The organism is Sandaracinobacter neustonicus, assembly GCF_006385875.1.
Taxonomy (GTDB): domain Bacteria; phylum Pseudomonadota; class Alphaproteobacteria; order Sphingomonadales; family Sphingomonadaceae; genus Sandaracinobacteroides; species Sandaracinobacteroides neustonicus.
Genome location: NZ_VFSU01000031.1, coordinates 24318 through 41983, shown reverse-complemented (window position 1 = coordinate 41983; position 17666 = coordinate 24318). Strand labels below are relative to the sequence as shown.

Genomic DNA, 17666 nt, shown 5'->3' with positions numbered 1-17666 from the left:
CGATGGATGTGATCCTTCTTGAGCGCGTCGAAAAGCTCGGCCGCATTGGTGATGTTGTGTCTGTGAAGCCCGGCTTCGCGCGCAACTTCCTGCTGCCGCGCGGCAAGGCGCTTCGCGCCACAGACGCCAACAAGGCGAAGTTCGAAGCGCAGCGCGCAACGATCGAAGCCGACAACGCCAAGCGCCGTGAAGCGGCCGAAGCGCAGGCCGCCACCATGACCGAGGTTTCGGTCGTGCTGATCCGCCAGGCTTCGAACGCCGGTGCGCTGTATGGTTCGGTTTCCGCCCGCGACGTGGCGGATGCCGTGACCGAATCCGGCCACAAGGTGCTGAAGAGCGCCGTGGTGCTGGACAAGCCGATCAAGACGCTGGGCATCACCACGGTGAAGCTGGTGCTGCACCCGGAAGTGACGGTTTCCGCCAAGGTGAACGTCGCCCGTTCGCCGGAAGAAGCCGAACTGCAGGCCAAGGGCGTCGACGTGACGGCCGACCTGTTCGAACGGGAAGAAGCCGGCTTCACGGAAGAATTCGACGCCAGCGCCGAACCGGGCACCCTGCCCGAGGACGACGCCACGGCCGAGGAAACGACCGAAGCCTAAGGGTTCTGCCCTTGCGAGGTTTGAGAAGGGGCTTCCGGGAAACCGGGGGCCCTTTCTCGTTGGGGGGCTGTGGGTTCGGGTGGGGCGTTTCTGTTTTATCCGCGGTGGTTTTTCACCGTCACCCCGGACTTGATCCGGGGTCTGGCTTTTCAACTCCAGCCTTGCCGAAGAACAGCTGGACCCCGGATCAAGTCCGGGGTGACGGTTGTGGGCGTGGGAAGGTTGGGGAGTCTCTCAGGGGCCTTCGACCCTTCGACAAGCTCAGGACTCAGGCTGAGCGGGTGGCGAGGTTGGGGGTGGGATGAGGTTGGTTGGTCAGGCCCGGCGGTGACACCCCCTCTCCAACTCTCCCCCTTACAGGAGGGGAGAGTTGCGGTGCGCCGCAGGCAATCGAATCTGATCACTCGAACGGCGTTGGGGTTGGGGCGCAACGCCAACTTAGAGGGTGCAGGGAAATCATTTCCTTGGCACGGGTTCCAAGGGCAAAGCCCTTGGCCGCCGGAGGCACAAAACCCGCCCCGCCCTACCCCCGCGTCGCGGCCTCCGCCACGATCAGCCGCGCTTCGGGCGCGTGGCCGATGGCGACCAATGCGCGGGCGATGCGGCGGAGTTGGTCCGGGTGGACTTCGGCCCAGCTGCCGCGCAGGGCGTTGGTGGCGATCACGATGACTTCGCCGGGGTGGCGGGCGGCGACGGCGCGGTCCAGCGCGCGGGTCCAGTCATTGTCCAGCGGGGCGAGTTCGGGGCCGACCTTGCCGCGCCCCAGCCCTTCCAGCCCGGCGGCGAGCAGTTGCGCGCGATGGGCGGGCACGGTTTTCGCCCAATCGTTGTAGAGGCCGCCTTCCACCGGCACGCGCGGCGAGGCGGCGGCGAGCGGCCCCCATGCGGCGGCGCGGTCATCGCTGTCGGCGCTGGCGAGGACGGGCCACCAGCGTTCGGCGATGGGAACGATTCCGGCCGCGAGCAGGCTGGAGACGAGCGCGGGCGCGTCGGCCGACAAGGCAGCGTCGGGGCTGATGCGGGCGGCCGCGGGCGCGGTGGCGACTTTCCAGCCATAAGCGGCGGCCGAGTTGGCGGGCGCGAGGCCCCACAGCGCCTTCATCGCGGCGATGCGATCAGGCAGCGCGGCGGCGACATTGGCGCTGCGCAGGCGGCCGCCGGGACTTTGGCCGACGGCGGCGGGGTTCAGACCGTCTGCTTCGGCGGCGAGGATGCGGTTGATTTCCGCCGTGCTGATCGCACCGGTGGCGGCGGCATCTGCGGCGAAGCCGGCGCGGCTTTCCAGCGCGGGGCCGGGCAGGCGGACATACCAGGCCTTCATCTGCGGCGAGGCAGCGGTCAGCAGATTTGCGGGGATTTCAAGCCCGGCGGCGCTGGCAAGACCAATGCGCCATGCCGTGAGGCCGGAGGCGGCTTCGTCCCACTCCGGGTTCGCGCCGCGACGGCCCGCGCCGGTGGCAGAGGCGACGCGTTCGGCGAGGCCGATATCGAACGCGGTGATCTGCTGCTTGCGGCGCAGCTGATCGAACTGCGAGGCGGCCCCCACATCGTCGCCCAGAATCGCCAGGCACATGGCGTCTGCCAGCGCCCAGTCCGGGCTTTCGGTGAGGACGCGGGCGAGCGGCGACAGCGGGCACATCGCCATCGGGTCGCCCGCCGCCGCAGAGCTGAGCAGCGCCGCATGATAGAGCGGCACGGTGTAGCGATCCACCGCGATGGACGAGACGAGGCGGTGCGCATCCGCCGCCGAGCCGATGGCGACGAGGGCGCGGGCGCGGGCCGAAACCCAGTCCGCCGGGTTGATCGGGCCGGGGGCATCCGCCGCCGTCAGCAGCGCGCGTTGCAGCAGAATCTGCCCCCAGCGGCTGGCGAGCGGGCGATCAAGCCGGGCGAGCAGCGCGGTGAGGAAGCGCGCATCGGAGCCGGTGAACAGATCGGCGCGATAGCCGCCGTTGCCGATGCTGAGCGGCCCGGCGCGTTCCGGCTGCGCGGTGGGGCCTGCCAGTTCCGCCAGCGGGTCGGTGGGTTCAGGCTCCGGCGGCGGGGGTGGCGGCGGCGCGACCGTGGGCAGCGGCTCGAACCCCGGCAGCGGCGTTGGGGCGGAAGGGGCCATCTGCACGGCGCCTTCCACCGTGCCCGGCTGGGGGGCGGCGGGTTCCGCGATATCATCGGGCAGCAGCGATTTCGGCGCGCCCGCGGGCTGGGCCTGCGCGGCGAGCGGCGCTGTTGGCAGCAGGGCTGCGGCCAGAAGCAGAATCCAGCGGCGCGATCCGGTGGCCGGTGCCGTCACGCGGGGGGCTGTATCACGGGCAATCGGGGCGTTTGCGCAAGCTGGCATCTGGCCCCTATAGCGGGGCCTGTGAAGCCAGTGGAAGCCCCCTCTGACATGCCGCCGAGCGCGCGGGGGCATCGCGGCGTGCGCCGGGTGGACGGCGTGCGCGCGGATTGGCGGCGGCGGCCCATCGTTCTGGTGGGGCTGATGGGCAGCGGCAAGACGACTGTGGGCAAGCGGCTGGCGGCGAAACTGCGCTGGCCCTTCGTGGACGCAGACGCCGAGATCGAGGTGGCGGCGCAAATGCCGATCTCCGAAATCTTCGCGCGCTTTGGCGAATCGCATTTCCGCGACGGCGAGCGGCGGGTGATCGGCCGGCTGATGGAGGGCGGACACAAGATCATCGCCACCGGCGGCGGTGCCTTCGTGGACGCTGAGACGCGGGCGCTGATTCTGAACGAAGGCACCGCGATCTGGCTGGATGCGGCCATCGAAACGCTGGCGGCACGGGTTTCCAAGCGCAATCATCGCCCTTTGCTGATCGGAAAAGACCCGAAACAGGTGCTTGGCGAGTTGATGGAGTTGCGTGCGCCCTGCTACAGGCAGGCGCCAATTCACATCATTTCGGCCGACGGACCGCATGAAGAGACGGTAAATGCCATCCTTCATGCGCTGATTGGCCGGGATTCGAAGGCAGTTTGATGATCGAAGTCCCCGTTGCGTTAAACGACCGAAGCTACCGGATCGCCATCGGCCCCGGCGTGCTGGCCTCCGCCGGGGCGCGGCTGTCCGCGCTGGTGAAAAGCCGCCGGGTGGCAGTGGTGACGGACGAGACGGTGGCAAAGCTGCATCTTGAGCGGCTGACCGCCGGGCTGAGCGGGTTCGAGGTGATCCCCATCATCCTGCCTGCCGGGGAAACGACCAAGGGATTCGCCGCGCTGGAAGCGCTGGTGGACCGGCTGCTGGAACTGGAAGTGACCCGGTCAGACGCGGTGATCGCGCTGGGCGGTGGCGTGATCGGAGACCTGACGGGATTCGCGGCCTCTATCGTGAAGCGCGGCATGGGCTTTGTGCAGGTGCCGACGACGCTGCTGGCGATGGTCGATTCATCTGTCGGCGGGAAAACCGGGATCAACACGAAGGCGGGGAAGAATCTGGTGGGCGCGTTCCACCAGCCGCTGGCGGTGTGGGCCGATCTCGATTGCCTGCAAAGCCTGCCGGAGCGCGAGATGAAGGCGGGCTATGCCGAAATCGTGAAATATGGGCTGATTTCAGACCCGGCCTTTTACGAATGGTGCCTTGCCAATGCGGAACGGCTGCTGGCCAAGGATGCGCAGGTGCTGGCGCATGCGGTGGCGCAAAGCTGCCGCGCCAAGGCGGCCATCGTCGCCGCAGACGAGCGCGAGACCAACGATATCCGCGCGCTGCTGAACCTGGGCCACACCTTCGGCCATGCGCTGGAGGCGGAGACGGGCTTTTCCAGCCGCCTGCTGCACGGCGAGGCCGTGGGTATCGGCATGGCGCAGGCGCTGCGCTTTTCCGCCGCCGCGAAGCTGATGAGAAAGGCGGATGCGGATCGCTTCACCCGCCATCTGCAATCGCTGGGGATGATGGCATGGCCGCGCGAACCGGGCATCGCCGCAGATGCCGCGCCGCGCCTGATCGCGCACATGCGGCAGGATAAAAAGCGCACGGCAGAGGGGCTGCCCTTCATTCTGGCGCGCGGGCCGGGCGACAGCTTTTTGGCCAAGGATGTGTCGCTGCAAAGCGTGGAAGCGTTTCTGGCGGCGGACCTTTCGGTGCAACCGGCGGCGAGGAAAGCGGCATGAGCACTCCCTTTGAACTGACAGACGCCGAATGGCGGGCAAAGCTGACGCCCGAGCAATATCGCATCATGCGCCAGCATGGCACCGAAGCGCCGGGCAGCTGCGGGCTATTGCGGGAAAAGCGCCCCGGCGTGTTCCGCTGCGCCGGTTGCGGCGCGGCGCTGTTCGAAGGCGCGACCAAGTTCGAAAGCGGCACCGGCTGGCCCAGCTTCGACACGCCGGTGGAAGGCGCGCTGGAAACCACGCGCGACACCAGCCACGGCATGATCCGCGTGGAAGTGCATTGCGCCAATTGCGGCAGCCACATGGGGCATGTGTTCCCCGATGGCCCGCCGCCGACAGGCTTGCGTTACTGCATCAACGGCGTGGCGCTGGAGTTTGAGCCTTCAGCCGAAGGGTGATTGGGCGGGGAGTGTTCCCGGTGTGCCTCCGGCGGGCCGGGCTCTGCCCGGCACCCGGCAGGGGCGTGACGCCGCTCGCACCCCCAACGCTTTTAGCCCCTCCTCCTTTAGGGGAGGGGTTGGGGTGGGGGCCAACCGCTTGGCGCGAGGTTAGGGGTTTGTGACCTGCGGCGCATTGGAGCATGTCCCACCCACCTCTCCACACGTCACCCCGGATCAAGTCCGGGGTGACGTGTGGCTGTTGGGATGTCAGCGGATCAGGCCAACCGGTGACACCCCCTCTCCATCTCTCCCCCTTGCAGGGAGAGAGTGCTCCGCAGCGCCGCAGGCAATCGAATCTGATCACTCACACAGCGCTGAAGTTCAGGCGCAACGCAAAGTTTGAGGGTGCAGGGAAATCATTTCCCTGCCCGCCGGAGGCAAAAAATGACCTGCCCGGGCCGGGGGCAGGCCCCCCTCAGATCAGCCCATCCGCGCGGAGGCTGCGGTGGCCGGTTCGGGCGATGATGAGGTGATCATGGACGGCGATGCCCAGCGGTTTGGCGGCGTCTGTGATCGCTCGCGTGAGCTGGATGTCGTCGCGGCTGGGGGTTGGATCGCCTGAGGGGTGGTTGTGGACGAGGATGACGGCGCTGGCTTGCAGTTCGATGGCGCGTTTGACGATTTCGCGCGGGTAGGCGGGGGCCTGATTGACGGTGCCTTCGCCGAATTTCTCGTCGCGGATCAGGCGATTCTTGTTGTCGAGGAACAGCACGCGGAATTCCTCGGTGAGTTCGTGGGCGAGGCGGGCGTGCAGATAATCGGTGACGCTGTCGAAGTTGGAGAGCAGCGGCTTTTCCAGCGCCTTGCGTTGCAGCTGGCGGATGGAGACGGCCTCCACGAATTTCAGCGCGGCGGCGACGGACTCCCCCACGCCTTTCAGCCGGGTGAGTTCGCCGGGCGAGGCGGCGAGCAGGGTGGGCAGATCGCCGAACTGGATGAGCAGTTCCTTGGCGAGCGGCTTCACATCCTGCCGGGGGATGGCGAGCGCGAGCAGATATTCCAGCAGCTCATAATCGTGGAAGCCGTCTGCGCCGCCTTCGAGCAGGCGCTGGCGCATACGATCACGGTGGCCTGCCTTGCGGGCGGGATCCTCGGCTTCGCCGAACAGCCCCGGCTCTTCGCGGACGTGCCGGGGCGGCATCGGATCAGATGGCGTAGGGCGGGTGGCTGAGCCCGGCGGGGGAGGCGGTGAAAATCTCGTGCCCCGTTTCGGTGATGCCGATGGAATGTTCGAACTGCGCGGACAGCGAGCGGTCGCGGGTGACGGCCGTCCAGCCGTCGTCGAGGATTTTCGCGTCCGGGCGGCCGAGGTTCAGCATCGGTTCGATGGTGAAGAACATGCCGGGGCGCAGTTCCGGGCCTTCGCCGGGGCGGCCTGCGTGGACGATGTTGGGGGCCATGTGGAAGCGGCGGCCGAGGCCATGGCCGCAGAAATCGCGCACCACGGAATAGCGGTGCTTTTCCGCATGTTTCTGGATGGCGGCACCGATGTCGCCGACGGTGTTGCCGGGCTTCGCCTGTTCGATGCCGATCAGCAGGCATTCATAGGTGACATCGACGAGGCGGCGCGCCTTCAGCGGCGGATCGCCCACCAGATACATGCGGCTGGTGTCGCCATGCCAGCCGTCCAGCACGACGGTGACATCGATGTTCATGATGTCGCCTGCCTGCAGCGGCTTGGCGTTGGGAATGCCGTGGCAGATCACATGGTTGATGCTGGTGCACAGCGCATGGGCATAGCCGCGATAGAAGATGGTGGCCGAAACCCCGCCGTGCGATACGACATACTCATAAGCGAGTTGGTCCAGCGCCAGCGTGGAGACGCCGGGGCGGACGTGCGGCACCAGCATATCCAGCACTTCGGCCGCAAGGCGGCCCGCGGCGCGCATGCCTGCGAAACCGTCTGCATCGTGAATCACGATGGTGCGTTCGTCTGTGTCGATGTCTGTCATGCGTGTCTCTGGCTTTCTGACCCATGGATTTAGGGCGTGGGCTGCGTTAGGGCAATGCCATGGTGGATGTTGACGCCCGCGCGAGCGAACAGGAAAAGATCTGGACGGCGGCTCTCGTCATCATTGGCGACGAGATATTGTCTGGCCGGACGCAGGATGCGAACCTTGCCTATCTGGCGCGCTGGCTGAACATTCAGGGCATCCGTTTGAAAGAGGCGCGGGTGGTGGCGGACGATACGGCCGCCATCGGCGAAGCGGTGAACGCCTGCCTTGCCGCGCATGATTATGTGTTCACCACGGGCGGCATCGGCCCCACGCATGACGACATCACCGTGGACGCCATCGCCGCCGCGCTGGGCGTGCCGGTGGTGCATCACCCGGACGCGGTCGCCATCCTGACGCGTTATTACGGGGATAAGGTGACAGAGGCGCGGCTGCGCATGGCGCGGGTGCCCGAAGGCGCGGAGCTGGTGCCGAACCCGGAAACCGGCGCGCCGGGCATCAGGCTGGGGCGGCTGTTCATTCTGGCCGGGGTGCCGAAGATCACGCAGGGCATGCTGCGCGGGCTGGACGGCCAGCTGGCGGGCGGTCGGCCGGTGTTATCCCGCGCGGTGGGGGCATGGGCGCAGGAAAGCGCCGTGGCAGACCTGCTGGCGAAGGTGCAGGCCGATCATGATGGCGTGCAGGTGGGTTCCTATCCCTTCTGGCGCGAGGGGAAGGGCGGGGCGAATTTCGTGCTTCGTTCGGTGGACGAGGCGCAGCTGGGGCTTGCGGTGGAAGCGCTGAAAACGGCGCTGACGGCCAAGGGAATCGACGCACAGGAGGGTGAGATATGAGCCAGATACGGACGGCGCTGGTGGTGCTGCTGCTGGTGGGGCTGACGTTGTTCTCTGTTGTGAACAACAGCTTCGTGGCGGTGAACCTGGGCTTCCAGCAGTTTGACGTGTGGTTGCCGCTGCTGGTGCTGGGCAGCTTCGCGCTGGGGCTGTTGCCCGTGTGGGCGTGGCTTTCCACCGACAAGATGATGCTGAAGCGCAAGGTGGCGAAGCTGGAAGCCAGCCTTGGCAAGACGGAGAGCGAGCTGGCGCAAGCCAAGGTGGAGCTGCTGCGGCCGCCCGCCGCGCAGGCTGTGCCGACGCCCGCGCCGCCGCCGGGGACGTAAGTTGGCCGCCAATCCGATCTATGTGGGGCTGGATACGCCCGACCTTGCCCGCGCGCAGGCGCTGGGGCGGGCGGTTGCGCCCCATGTCGGCGGGCTGAAGCTGGGGATGGAATTCTTCATGGCCAACGGGCCGGAGGGAGTCCGGCGGATGGCCGATGTGGGGCTGCCGCTGTTCCTGGACCTGAAGCTGCACGACATTCCGAACACGGTGGCGGGGGCTTTGAAGTCCCTCTCTGTGCTGGATGTGGCGATTGTGAATGTGCATGCGGGCGGCGGGCTGGCGATGATGCAGGCGGCGCGCGCGGCGTGCCGGCCGGGCACCAAGCTGATCGCGGTGACGGTGCTGACCAGTCTGGACGAAGCCGATCTGTGCACCATGGGGGTGTTCGGCGACCCCGCCGCGCAGGTACACCGGCTGGCGGTGCTGACGCGCGAGGCCGGGCTGGATGGCGTGGTCTGTTCCGCGCACGAGGTGGCGCGGCTGAGCGGCGAGTGGCCCGCCGGGCTGTTCGTGGTGCCCGGCATTCGCCCGGCAGGCGCGGACATCGGCGACCAGAAGCGAATAATGACGCCGCGCGAGGCGCTGGATGCGGGTGCGGGCGTGCTGGTGATCGGGCGGCCGATCACGGCAGCGGCAGACCCGGCTGCGGCGGCCGAGGCCATCGCCGCGACTCTGTGACGGGGCTGTGACGGTGCGCACGCGAATCAAGATTTGCGGCATCACCACGCCGGACACGCTGGTGGCGGTGCTGAACGCCGGGGCGGATGCCTGCGGCTTCATGTTCTATCCGCCCAGCCCGCGCGCCTTAACGCCGGAAGCCGCGCGGCCGCTGGCGGCGCGGGGGCCGCATCTGTTGAAGGTGGGCGTATTCGTGGATGCGGACGATGCGCTGATCGGCGCGGCGGTGGCGGCGGGTGCCTTGGGGGCGTTGCAGTTGCAGGGCGCGGAAGGCCCGGCGCGGGTGGCGGAATTGCAGGCGCGGTTCGGCCTGCCGGTGTGGAAGGCGGTGGGGGTAAAGACGGCGGCCGATGTGGCCACCGCCGCGCGCAGCTTTGCCGGGGCCGATCTGCTGCTGCTGGATGCGAAGCCGCCGGAGGGGGTGACGCTGCCCGGTGGGAACGGGTTGCGCTTTGACTGGCGGATTTTGAACGAGGCCAAGCCCGCGATGCCATGGGGACTGGCGGGGGGGCTGACGGTGGAGACGGTGGGCGAGGCAATCCGGCTGACGGGGGCGCCTTTGGTGGATGTGTCATCCGGGGTGGAGAGTGCGCCGGGCGTGAAGGATGTTGCAAAGATCGGCGCTTTCGTGGAAGCGGCGCGCCGTGCCTGAGCAAATCTCCCTCGCAGAACCGGCCAGCCTGAAGGCAGGACCGGACACGCGCGGCCATTTCGGCCAGTTCGGCGGCCGTTATGTCGCCGAAACGCTGATGCCGCTGATTCTGGACCTTGAACGCGAATATCGCGCGGCAAAGGCCGATCCGGCCTTCAAGGCCCAGTTCGACGATCTGATGACGCATTATGTGGGGCGGCCGAGCGCGCTCTATTATGCGGAGCCGCTGACGAAACATCTGGGTGGCGCAAAGATTTATCTGAAGCGCGAGGAACTGAACCACACCGGCGCGCACAAGATCAACAATTGCATCGGCCAGATCCTGCTGGCGCTGCGCATGGGGAAAACGCGGATCATCGCGGAGACCGGCGCGGGGCAGCACGGCGTGGCGACCGCCACGGTGGCGGCGCGCTTCGGCCTGCCCTGCACCATCTTCATGGGCGCGCGCGACATCGCGCGGCAGGCCCCCAACGTGTTCCGCATGAAGCTGCTGGGGGCGGAAGTGCGCCCGGTGACGGCGGGAGCGCAGACGCTGAAGGATGCGATGAACGAAGCGCTGCGCGACTGGGTGACCAACGTGCACGACACTTTCTACATCATCGGCACGGTGGCGGGGCCGCACCCCTATCCGGAGCTGGTGCGCGACTTCCAGAGCGTGATCGGCACGGAAGCCAGGGCGCAGCTGTTCGAAGCCGAGGGGCGTTTGCCAGACGTGGCGGTGGCTGCCGTGGGCGGCGGTTCGAACGCCATCGGGCTGTTCCACCCCTTCCTCGACGATCCCGTGGAACTGGTGGGAATCGAGGCGGCCGGGCATGGGCTGCAAACCGACCAGCATGCCGCCAGCCTTGCGGGCGGCAGGCCGGGCATCCTGCATGGCAACAAGACCTATCTGTTGCAAGACGCGGACGGGCAGATCACCGAAGCGCATTCGATTTCGGCGGGGCTGGATTATCCCGGCATCGGGCCGGAGCATGCCTGGCTGCATGAGATCGGCCGGGTGCGCTACGAAGGCATCACCGATGACGAGGCGCTGGCGGCGTTCCAGTTGCTGGCGCAGGTGGAGGGGATCATCCCGGCGCTGGAATCCGCGCATGCGCTGGCGTGGGTGGTGAAGGCCGCGCCCGCGATGCCGAAGGACAAGATCATATTGGTCAACCTCTCCGGCCGGGGGGACAAGGATATTTTCACCGTGGCCGATGCGCTGGGGGTGAAGCTGTGAGGGACCGGCTGGCTGCACGTTTCGCGAGCCTGAACGGCCGCGCCGGGCTGGTGACCTTCGTGTGCGGGGGCGATCCCTCGCCGGAGCTGACCGCGCCGATCCTGCATGCGCTGGTGGCGGGCGGGGCCGACATCATCGAGATCGGCATGCCCTTCACCGATCCGATGGCGGACGGGCCGGCCATTCAGGCGGGCAATATCCGCGCGCTGGAGGCGGGCATTTCGCTGAAGAAACTGCTGGGGATCGTGCGGGAATTTCGCGCCAAGGACGCCGCGACGCCGCTGATCCTGATGGGCTATGCCAACCCTGTGCTGGCCTATGGGCCGGGCTTTGCCGCCGATGCGGTCGCCGCGGGGCTGGACGGGGTGATATTGGTGGACCTGCCGCCCGAGGAATCCGGCGAACTCGATCTCGGCGCGCTGCACCTGATCCGGCTGGCGACACCCACCACAGACGACGCCCGGCTGCCCACCGTGCTGACGGGCGCTTCGGGCTTCCTCTATTATGTCGCGGTGGCGGGGGTGACAGGGCAGAACAGCGCCGACGCCGCCGATGTGGCGGCGGCCGTGGCCCGGCTGAAGGCGGCGACAGACCTCCCCGTGGCGGTGGGCTTCGGCGTAAAAACGCCCGCGCAGGCGGCGGCCATCGCGGCCCACGCCGATGCCGTGGTGGTCGGCTCCGCCATCGTCGATCTGGTGGGGGCTGCGGCGGCGCGGCAATCCAATGATATTCCCGGCGAAGTGCAGGCGTTCGTGTCGTCTCTGGCGGCCGCCGTGCGTTCGGCCCGGCTGGAGAGTGCGGCATGACCAGTTGGCTGACCCGATCCCGGCAGCGCCTGACGGGCTTCATCGCCCGGCGCGAGACGCCCGACAATCTGTGGACCAAGTGCAAATCCTGCGGGGCGATGCTCTATACCAAAGAGTTCGAGGCGAACCTCAGCGTCTGCCCCGAATGCGGCCATCATGAGCGCATCCGCGCCGCCGAGCGGTTCGGGCAGGTGCTGGACGAGGGCTGGACGCCGATTGCCGTCGCCAGCCCGTCCGACGATCCGCTGAACTTCAAAGACCAGAAGCGCTATCCGGACAGGCTGAAGGCCGCCCGCGCCGCCACCGGAGAGCCGGACGCCATGCTGCTGGCCAAGGGGCATATCCGCGGCCATCAGGCCGTGGTGGGGGTGCAGGATTTCGCCTTCATGGGCGGCTCCATGGGGATCGCGGTCGGCAACGCCTTCGTCACCGGCGCGCGCGCGGCGATTGCGGCGCACTGCCCCTTCGTGCTGTTCACCGCCGCAGGCGGGGCGCGGATGCAGGAGGGCATTTTGTCCCTGATGCAGATGCCCGCCACCACGGTTGCCATTCAGGAGCTGAAGGACGCGCGGCTGCCCTATATTGTGGTGCTGACGGACCCGACGACCGGCGGGGTGACGGCCAGCTATGCCATGCTGGGCGATGTGCATATCTCCGAACCCAATGCGCTGATCGGCTTCGCGGGCGCGCGGGTGATCGAATCCACCATCCGGCAGAAGCTGCCCGAAGGCTTCCAGCGGGCGGAATATCTGCTGGAGCATGGCATGGTGGATATCGTGGTGAAGCGCCACGATCTGGCCGACACGCTGGGCCGCCTCATCGGTTTGCTGATGCGCGCATGAGCCTGCAGCCGGCGGATTTCGCCCGCTCTGACCATCCCGTGCTGGACCGGCTGCTGAAGGCGGCCGGGCAGCAGCGCGTGCAAGGCGTGGACCTGACGCTGGACCGCATCGAGCGGCTGCTGAAGCGCATGGCCAGCCCGCATCTGAAGCTGCCGCCGGTGTTCCATGTGGCGGGCACCAACGGCAAAGGCTCCACCACCGCCTTCCTCCGCGCCGGGCTGGAGGCCTCGGGGCATCGGGTGCACATGTTCACCTCGCCGCATCTGGTGCGGGTGAACGAGCGCATCCGCGTGGCCGGAACGCTGGTGTCTGACGAGGATTTCGCCGAGGCGCTGGCCGAAGTGCTGAAATACAACGCCAGCCAGCCGCTGAGCTTCTTCGAGGCGATCACCGCAGCGGCCTTCCTGCTGTTCGCCGCCACCCCCGCCGACGCCACGATCCTTGAAGTGGGGCTGGGCGGGCGGCTGGATTCCACCAACGTGGTGCCGAAACCGCTGGTCACGGGAATCGCCAGCCTCAGCCTCGATCATGTCGCCATCCTTGGCCCCACGCTGCGCCACATCGCGGCGGAAAAGGCCGGAATCGCCAAGCGCGGCGTGCCGCTGGTGACGCAGAAATATCCGGCGCAGATCGCCGGTGCCGTCGCCGAAGTGGCGATCCCGCGCGGCGCGAAGCTGATGGCGCGCGGCGAAGCATGGGACGCAGCGGCCTATGAAGGCGCGCTGGGCTTCCGCCTGCTGAACGTGGCCGACGCCGAGCCGCTGAAGCTGCCCATCCCCAAACTGCCCGGCGCGCACCAACTGGACAATGCCGCGCTGTCCGTGGCGATGATCCGCGCGCAGGACGCGCTGAGCGTGCCCGACAGCGCGCTGCGCAGCGCCATGGGCTGGGCGCAATGGCCCGCGCGGCTGCAACGGCTGACGAGCGGGCCGCTGGCCGCAATGCTGCCCGCTGGTTCCGAACTGTGGCTGGATGGTGGGCACAACCCCGCCGCCGGGAAGGTGTTGGCCGCGCATTTGGCGCAAGGGAGCGCCCTGCCCGCGCATCTGGTGATGGGGCTGCTGCCCTCCAAGGATTTCGCCGGCTTCATCCGCAGCTTCCCGCGCGGCACCCGGATGACGATGGTGCCGATTCCCGGCCACCCGCATGTGCCGCCCGCCGAACTGGCGGCGCTCGCCAACACGCATGGGATGAAGGCCGATACGGCCGGGGATGTGGAGGCGGCGCTGGCGGGGGTGAACGGGGCCGGACGGGTGCTGATCTGCGGATCGCTGCATCTGGCGGGTGAGGTGCTGCGGGTGAACGGGCCTTTGCCGGTTTAGGTTGGGCGTTTGAAACGAAGGGGCTCTGCCCCTTCACCCCGGCAGGGGCGTGACGCCCCTGCACCCACGGACTTTTTCTGAGCCCCTCCCGTTGACGCTTCGCGTCAGCTTCGCTTCGAGGGGAGGGGTTGGGGTGGGGGCCATCCGCTTGGCGCGAGGTTGGGATTTATAGCCTGCGGCGCTTTGGAGCGTATCTCACCCACCTCTCCACCCGTCACCCCGGACTTGATCCGGGGTCCAGCTTTCATCTCCAACCTTGCCGAAGAACAACTGGACCCCGGATCAAGTCCGGGGTGACGGTTGTGGTTGGTGGAGAGGTTGGTGGGTTCCTCAGGGGCCTTCGACAAGCTCAGGCTGAGCGGGTGGGGAGGTTGTTGGTTTGTTGTGATGTCAGTGGATCAGTCCCGGCGGGGACACCCCCTCTCCAACTCTCCCCCTTGCAGGGGGAGAGAGCCACGTAGCGCCGCAGGCAATCGAATCTGATCACGTCCACGACGCTGGAATTCAGGCACAACGCAAACTTAGAGGGTGCAGGGAAATCATTTCCCTGCCCGCCGGAGGCAAAAAAACCGGAGGCCGGGTTCCTGCCCAACGCCCTCCGGTCACGCGTTCCGCGCCATCAACCCTCCGTCCACCGGGATTGTCGCGCCGGTGATGTAGCTGGCGCCGGGTTGGCACAGGGCCACCGTGATGTGGGCGACTTCTTCCGGGCGGCCATAGCGGCGGAGTGCGGTTCGGCGGCGGGCGTAGGTGTCTTTGTCGGTGTCTGGCACGTTCGCTGTCATGCCGGTGTCGATGGGGCCGGGGCAGATGCAGTTGACGGTGATGCCTTCCTTGCCGAGTTCGACGGCGAGGGCGCGGGTGAGGCCGGTGACGGCGGCTTTGGCGGCGCAATAGGCGCTGTCTTGTGCTGTCGCGCCCAGCGCTTCGGTGCTGGCGATGTTGACGATTCGCGGGTGTTCCGAGCGGCGGAGTAGCGGGAGCGCGGCGCGGATGACGCGCATTTCGCCGCTGGCGTTCACGCGCAGGATGCGATCCCAAAGTTCCTCATAATCGGGGTGATCTATGGGGGCGAAGCCTGCGATTCCGGCGTTGTTCACCAGCGCGTCGAGGCGGCCTGCCCAGTTTTCGATTGTCGCGAGCGTGTCGGCGATGCTGGCCGGGTCTCCGACATCCAGCGCGAAGGCGCGGGCTTCCGGGCCGCATTGGTGGGCGACGGCTTCGGCACCGGCGAAGTTTACGTCTGTGACTGCGACTCGCGCGCCTTGCGCGGCGAGCAGGCGGGCGGTGGCCGCGCCCATGCCGCTGGCGGCGCCGGTGACGAGGGCGATTGCGCCCTGAAGGTTGCTGCTGGTCATCATCTGTCTCCCTCCGCTGGTGGGTGCACCTGTGGCGGGCGGGGCGCAACTGGCGGGGACGGGAGGGTGGTGGCTTGCCGCGCGCGGGCGGTGGGGCCATAGGCGCTGGCCATGCATGACCTGAAACTGATCCGCAGCGATGCCGCCGCTTTTGATGCCGCCTTGGCCCGCCGGGGGGTGGTGAATGCCTCTGCCCCGATATTGGCGGCGGATGCTGCGTTGCGCGCCGTGCAGACGGCGTTGCAGACGGCGCTGGCGCGGCGCAACGAGGCTTCGAAGGCGATCGGCGCGGCCAAGGCGCAGAAGGATGAGGACAAGGCCAACGCGCTGATGGCGGAGGTGTCGGTGCTGAAGGCGGAGATCGCCGGGGCCGAAGCTGAGGAGCGCGAGCGGGCGGCGGCGGTGGAAGCGCTGGTCGCCTCCATTCCCAACCTGCCCGCAGACGATGTGCCCGACGGCACGGACGAGCATGGCAATGTGGAAACGAAGCGCTGGGGCACGCCGCGCAATGGCGGGGCCGAGCATGACGCGCTGGCCGAGGCGCTGGGCTGGAACCCGGAAGGGGCGGCGAAGCTGTCCGGCGCGCGCTTCATGGTGCTGGGCGGGCAGCTGGCGCGGCTGCACCGGGCGCTGGGGCAGTTTATGCTTGACCGGCAGGTGGAAGCCGGCTGGCGCGAGACGGTGGTGCCGCTGCTGGTGCGCGACGACGCCATGTATGGCACCGGGCAGCTGCCGAAGTTCGCCGAGGATCTGTTCCGGACGACGGACGGGCGCTGGCTGATCCCCACGGCGGAAGTGAGCCTGACCAACCTTGTGCGCGAGCAGATTCTGGATGCCGATGTGCTGCCGCTGAAGCTGACGGCGTTGACGCCCTGTTTCCGCAGCGAGGCGGGTGCGGCCGGCAAGGACACGCGCGGGCTGATCCGCCAGCACCAGTTCGAGAAGGTGGAACTGGTGACGATCTGCAAGCCGGACGAGTCCGACGCCGAGCATGAGCGGATGCTGCTGGCCGCCGAGGCGATCCTTGAGGCGCTGGAGCTGCCCTATCGGCGGATGCTGCTGTGCGCGGGCGACATGGGCTTTTCGGCGCGCAAGACCTTCGATCTGGAAGTGTGGCTGCCGGGCGCCGGGGCCTATCGGGAGATCAGCTCGGTTTCCAACTGCGGGGATTTTCAGGCCCGGCGGATGGATGCGCGCTGGAAGGTGCGCGGCGACAAGGGCACGAATTTCGTTCACACGCTGAACGGATCGGGCCTCGCCGTGGGGCGGACTTTGGTTGCGGTGCTGGAAAACCACCAGCAGCCGGACGGAAGCGTGAGGGTTCCCGACGTGCTGAAGCCCTATATGGGCGGCATCGACACATTGATTCCGGGGGCCTGATGCGCATTCTTCTGACCAACGACGACGGCATTCACGCGCCGGGCTTTGCCGCGCTGGAGCGGATCGCGCGGCAGGTCTCCGACGATCTGTGGTTTGTCGCCCCGGCCGAGGAGCAATCGGGCGCGGGCCATTCGCTGACGCTGACGAAGCCGATCCGCGTGCGCGAACTGGGGCCACGCCGCTTCGCGGTGGCGGGCACCCCGACCGACAGCGTGATGATGGCGCTGGGGCAGCTGATGGGCGGGCTGAAGCCGGACCTGATCCTGTCAGGCGTGAACCGGGGGCCGAACATGGCCGAGGACCTCACCTATTCCGGCACGGTTTCCGCCGCGATGGAGGGCACGCTGGCGGGCATCCGCTCCATCGCGCTGTCTCAGGCGATGGCGGATTACAGCTTCGGCAAGGAAAGCTTCGCCGCCGCCGAAGCGACAGGCGCGGACATCATCCGCAAGGTGGCTGAAGCCGAATGGGGCGACGGCGTGCTGGTGAATATCAACTTTCCGCCGCTCGCCGTGCCCCATGGCGTGCGCGTGACGGAGCAGGGCTTCCGCGATTACGGGCATATCAAGATCGACGCCCGCACCGATCCGCGCGGCTTTCCCTATTACTGGTTCGGCTATGGCCGCGAAGTGGAGACGCCCGCCCACCGCAGCGATCTGGAAGCGGTCCGCGACGGCTTCGTATCTGTCACGCCGCTGCATCTGGACCTGACGCACCGGCAGACGATGGCGGCGCTGACAGCGAAGCTGGAAGGCTGACGCGGCGGACCCGGCCCGAACGCGGGCCTGATCCTGAAACGAAGGGCGATTGCAGTCTTTGCAAACCCGTCGGCTTTTCGGCGCTTGCCGCCCCTCCCTTCCTCTCAGGCTACCCTGTCCCGCTCAGGCTGAGCTTGTCGAAGCCCGTAGCGCAGGCCCCCCTGCTCAGCCGTCGCGCTTTCACGTCCGGGGCTTCGACAAGCTCAGCCTGAGCGGGGGAGAGAGGGTGGGCGCGGGACAGAGGACGGGCGAGCGATGCACGTTTGCAAAGGTTATAATCGCCCGAACAGGGGCCTGAAACGAAGGGAGGCGGCAGCGCCCCCGCGCTGCCGCCTCACCGTGACGATCCTGATCGCCCACCCCTGTTGCTGGTGACGAACCTGTCTCGTGCCGGAG

The 17666-nt window shown here is 67.7% G+C and carries 18 protein-coding genes; 14 read left to right on the top strand and 4 right to left on the bottom strand.

The features are described 5' to 3' along the window. The first annotated feature begins 2 nt into the window (after positions 1–2). Positions 3–599, top strand: coding sequence for a 50S ribosomal protein L9 (gene rplI, locus FJQ54_RS14175; protein WP_140929079.1), 597 nt, complete (start codon positions 3–5; stop codon positions 597–599). A gap of 523 nt (positions 600–1122) precedes the next feature. Here the strand turns inward: rplI and FJQ54_RS14170 are convergent. Continuing rightward, complete coding sequence (locus tag FJQ54_RS14170) at positions 1123–2889, bottom strand: hypothetical protein (RefSeq protein ID WP_140929078.1); 1767 nt, start codon at positions 2887–2889, stop codon at positions 1123–1125. Between the two features lie 78 nt (positions 2890–2967). Here FJQ54_RS14170 and FJQ54_RS14165 point away from each other — a divergent pair, with 78 nt between their 5' ends. The 3 genes from FJQ54_RS14165 to msrB are packed head-to-tail and all read left to right on the top strand — an operon-like array spanning position 2968 to position 5098. Further along, positions 2968–3573: a shikimate kinase gene (locus tag FJQ54_RS14165; protein WP_235890468.1), complete on the top strand. Its 606-nt coding sequence runs from the start codon at positions 2968–2970 to the stop codon at positions 3571–3573. Further along, positions 3573–4700, top strand: coding sequence for a 3-dehydroquinate synthase (gene aroB, locus FJQ54_RS14160; protein WP_140929077.1), 1128 nt, complete (start codon positions 3573–3575; stop codon positions 4698–4700). The genes FJQ54_RS14165 and aroB overlap by 1 nt, the downstream gene beginning before the upstream one ends. Further along, the gene (gene msrB, locus FJQ54_RS14155; protein WP_140929076.1) at positions 4697–5098 is read left to right on the top strand and encodes a peptide-methionine (R)-S-oxide reductase MsrB; all 402 of its coding nucleotides are present in this window, start codon (positions 4697–4699) and stop codon (positions 5096–5098) included. The genes aroB and msrB overlap by 4 nt, the downstream gene beginning before the upstream one ends. A gap of 457 nt (positions 5099–5555) precedes the next feature. On the opposite strand, the gene radC is transcribed toward msrB, so the two are convergent. Both radC and map read right to left on the bottom strand, forming a co-directional pair. Next, entirely contained in the window at positions 5556–6197 is a 642-nt protein-coding gene (gene radC, locus FJQ54_RS14150) for a RadC family protein (RefSeq protein WP_235890473.1), read from the bottom strand. An 88-nt stretch (positions 6198–6285) separates the two neighbouring features. Continuing rightward, positions 6286–7092: a type I methionyl aminopeptidase gene (gene map / locus FJQ54_RS14145; protein WP_140929074.1), complete on the bottom strand. Its 807-nt coding sequence runs from the start codon at positions 7090–7092 to the stop codon at positions 6286–6288. Between the two features lie 59 nt (positions 7093–7151). On the opposite strand from map, the gene FJQ54_RS14140 reads away from it, so the two are divergent. Genes FJQ54_RS14140 through FJQ54_RS14105 form a run of 8 tightly spaced genes read left to right on the top strand, consistent with a single transcriptional unit; the run spans position 7152 to position 13774 of the window. Then, entirely contained in the window at positions 7152–7928 is a 777-nt protein-coding gene (locus FJQ54_RS14140) for a competence/damage-inducible protein A (protein ID WP_140929073.1), read from the top strand. After that, on the top strand, positions 7925–8254 hold the full coding sequence (locus FJQ54_RS14135) for a LapA family protein (RefSeq protein ID WP_140929072.1): 330 nt from the start codon (positions 7925–7927) through the stop codon (positions 8252–8254). Before FJQ54_RS14140 ends, FJQ54_RS14135 begins: the two co-directional genes overlap by 4 nt. A 1-nt stretch (position 8255) precedes the next feature. Beyond that, entirely contained in the window at positions 8256–8933 is a 678-nt protein-coding gene (pyrF, locus tag FJQ54_RS14130; RefSeq protein ID WP_140929071.1) for an orotidine-5'-phosphate decarboxylase, read from the top strand. Positions 8934–8946: 13 nt separating this feature from the next. Continuing rightward, entirely contained in the window at positions 8947–9585 is a 639-nt protein-coding gene (locus tag FJQ54_RS14125; RefSeq protein ID WP_140929070.1) for a phosphoribosylanthranilate isomerase, read from the top strand. After that, the gene (gene trpB / locus FJQ54_RS14120) at positions 9578–10804 is read left to right on the top strand and encodes a tryptophan synthase subunit beta (protein ID WP_235890467.1); all 1227 of its coding nucleotides are present in this window, start codon (positions 9578–9580) and stop codon (positions 10802–10804) included. The genes FJQ54_RS14125 and trpB overlap by 8 nt, the downstream gene beginning before the upstream one ends. Continuing rightward, on the top strand, positions 10801–11610 hold the full coding sequence (trpA, locus tag FJQ54_RS14115; protein ID WP_140929068.1) for a tryptophan synthase subunit alpha: 810 nt from the start codon (positions 10801–10803) through the stop codon (positions 11608–11610). Before trpB ends, trpA begins: the two co-directional genes overlap by 4 nt. Continuing rightward, the gene (gene accD, locus FJQ54_RS14110) at positions 11607–12452 is read left to right on the top strand and encodes an acetyl-CoA carboxylase, carboxyltransferase subunit beta (protein WP_140929067.1); all 846 of its coding nucleotides are present in this window, start codon (positions 11607–11609) and stop codon (positions 12450–12452) included. The genes trpA and accD overlap by 4 nt, the downstream gene beginning before the upstream one ends. Then, complete coding sequence (locus FJQ54_RS14105; RefSeq protein ID WP_140929066.1) at positions 12449–13774, top strand: bifunctional folylpolyglutamate synthase/dihydrofolate synthase; 1326 nt, start codon at positions 12449–12451, stop codon at positions 13772–13774. The genes accD and FJQ54_RS14105 overlap by 4 nt, the downstream gene beginning before the upstream one ends. A gap of 602 nt (positions 13775–14376) precedes the next feature. Here the strand turns inward: FJQ54_RS14105 and FJQ54_RS14100 are convergent. Next, complete coding sequence (locus tag FJQ54_RS14100) at positions 14377–15135, bottom strand: SDR family NAD(P)-dependent oxidoreductase (protein WP_207790436.1); 759 nt, start codon at positions 15133–15135, stop codon at positions 14377–14379. Positions 15136–15243: 108 nt separating this feature from the next. Here FJQ54_RS14100 and serS point away from each other — a divergent pair, with 108 nt between their 5' ends. Next, a complete protein-coding gene (gene serS, locus FJQ54_RS14095) occupies positions 15244–16512 on the top strand; it encodes a serine--tRNA ligase (RefSeq protein ID WP_140929065.1) in 1269 nt (422 codons plus the stop codon). Beyond that, entirely contained in the window at positions 16512–17270 is a 759-nt protein-coding gene (gene surE, locus FJQ54_RS14090; protein WP_140929064.1) for a 5'/3'-nucleotidase SurE, read from the top strand. Before serS ends, surE begins: the two co-directional genes overlap by 1 nt. Positions 17271–17666 lie beyond the last annotated feature (396 nt).

Excerpts from the sequence above, each read along its gene's own strand:
- FJQ54_RS14100 (WP_207790436.1), bottom strand. The coding sequence starts at position 15,135 with ATGATGACCAGCAGCAACCTTCAGGGCGCAATCGCCCTCGTCACCGGC.
- FJQ54_RS14140 (WP_140929073.1), top strand. The coding sequence starts at position 7,152 with ATGGTGGATGTTGACGCCCGCGCGAGCGAACAGGAAAAGATCTGGACG.
- msrB (WP_140929076.1), top strand. The coding sequence starts at position 4,697 with ATGAGCACTCCCTTTGAACTGACAGACGCCGAATGGCGGGCAAAGCTG.
- FJQ54_RS14135 (WP_140929072.1), top strand. The coding sequence starts at position 7,925 with ATGAGCCAGATACGGACGGCGCTGGTGGTGCTGCTGCTGGTGGGGCTG.
- rplI (WP_140929079.1), top strand. The coding sequence starts at position 3 with ATGGATGTGATCCTTCTTGAGCGCGTCGAAAAGCTCGGCCGCATTGGT.
- radC (WP_235890473.1), bottom strand. The coding sequence starts at position 6,197 with ATGCGCCAGCGCCTGCTCGAAGGCGGCGCAGACGGCTTCCACGATTAT.
- surE (WP_140929064.1), top strand. The coding sequence starts at position 16,512 with ATGCGCATTCTTCTGACCAACGACGACGGCATTCACGCGCCGGGCTTT.
- map (WP_140929074.1), bottom strand. The coding sequence starts at position 7,092 with ATGACAGACATCGACACAGACGAACGCACCATCGTGATTCACGATGCA.
- accD (WP_140929067.1), top strand. The coding sequence starts at position 11,607 with ATGACCAGTTGGCTGACCCGATCCCGGCAGCGCCTGACGGGCTTCATC.
- aroB (WP_140929077.1), top strand. The coding sequence starts at position 3,573 with ATGATCGAAGTCCCCGTTGCGTTAAACGACCGAAGCTACCGGATCGCC.
- serS (WP_140929065.1), top strand. The coding sequence starts at position 15,244 with ATGCATGACCTGAAACTGATCCGCAGCGATGCCGCCGCTTTTGATGCC.
- FJQ54_RS14105 (WP_140929066.1), top strand. The coding sequence starts at position 12,449 with ATGAGCCTGCAGCCGGCGGATTTCGCCCGCTCTGACCATCCCGTGCTG.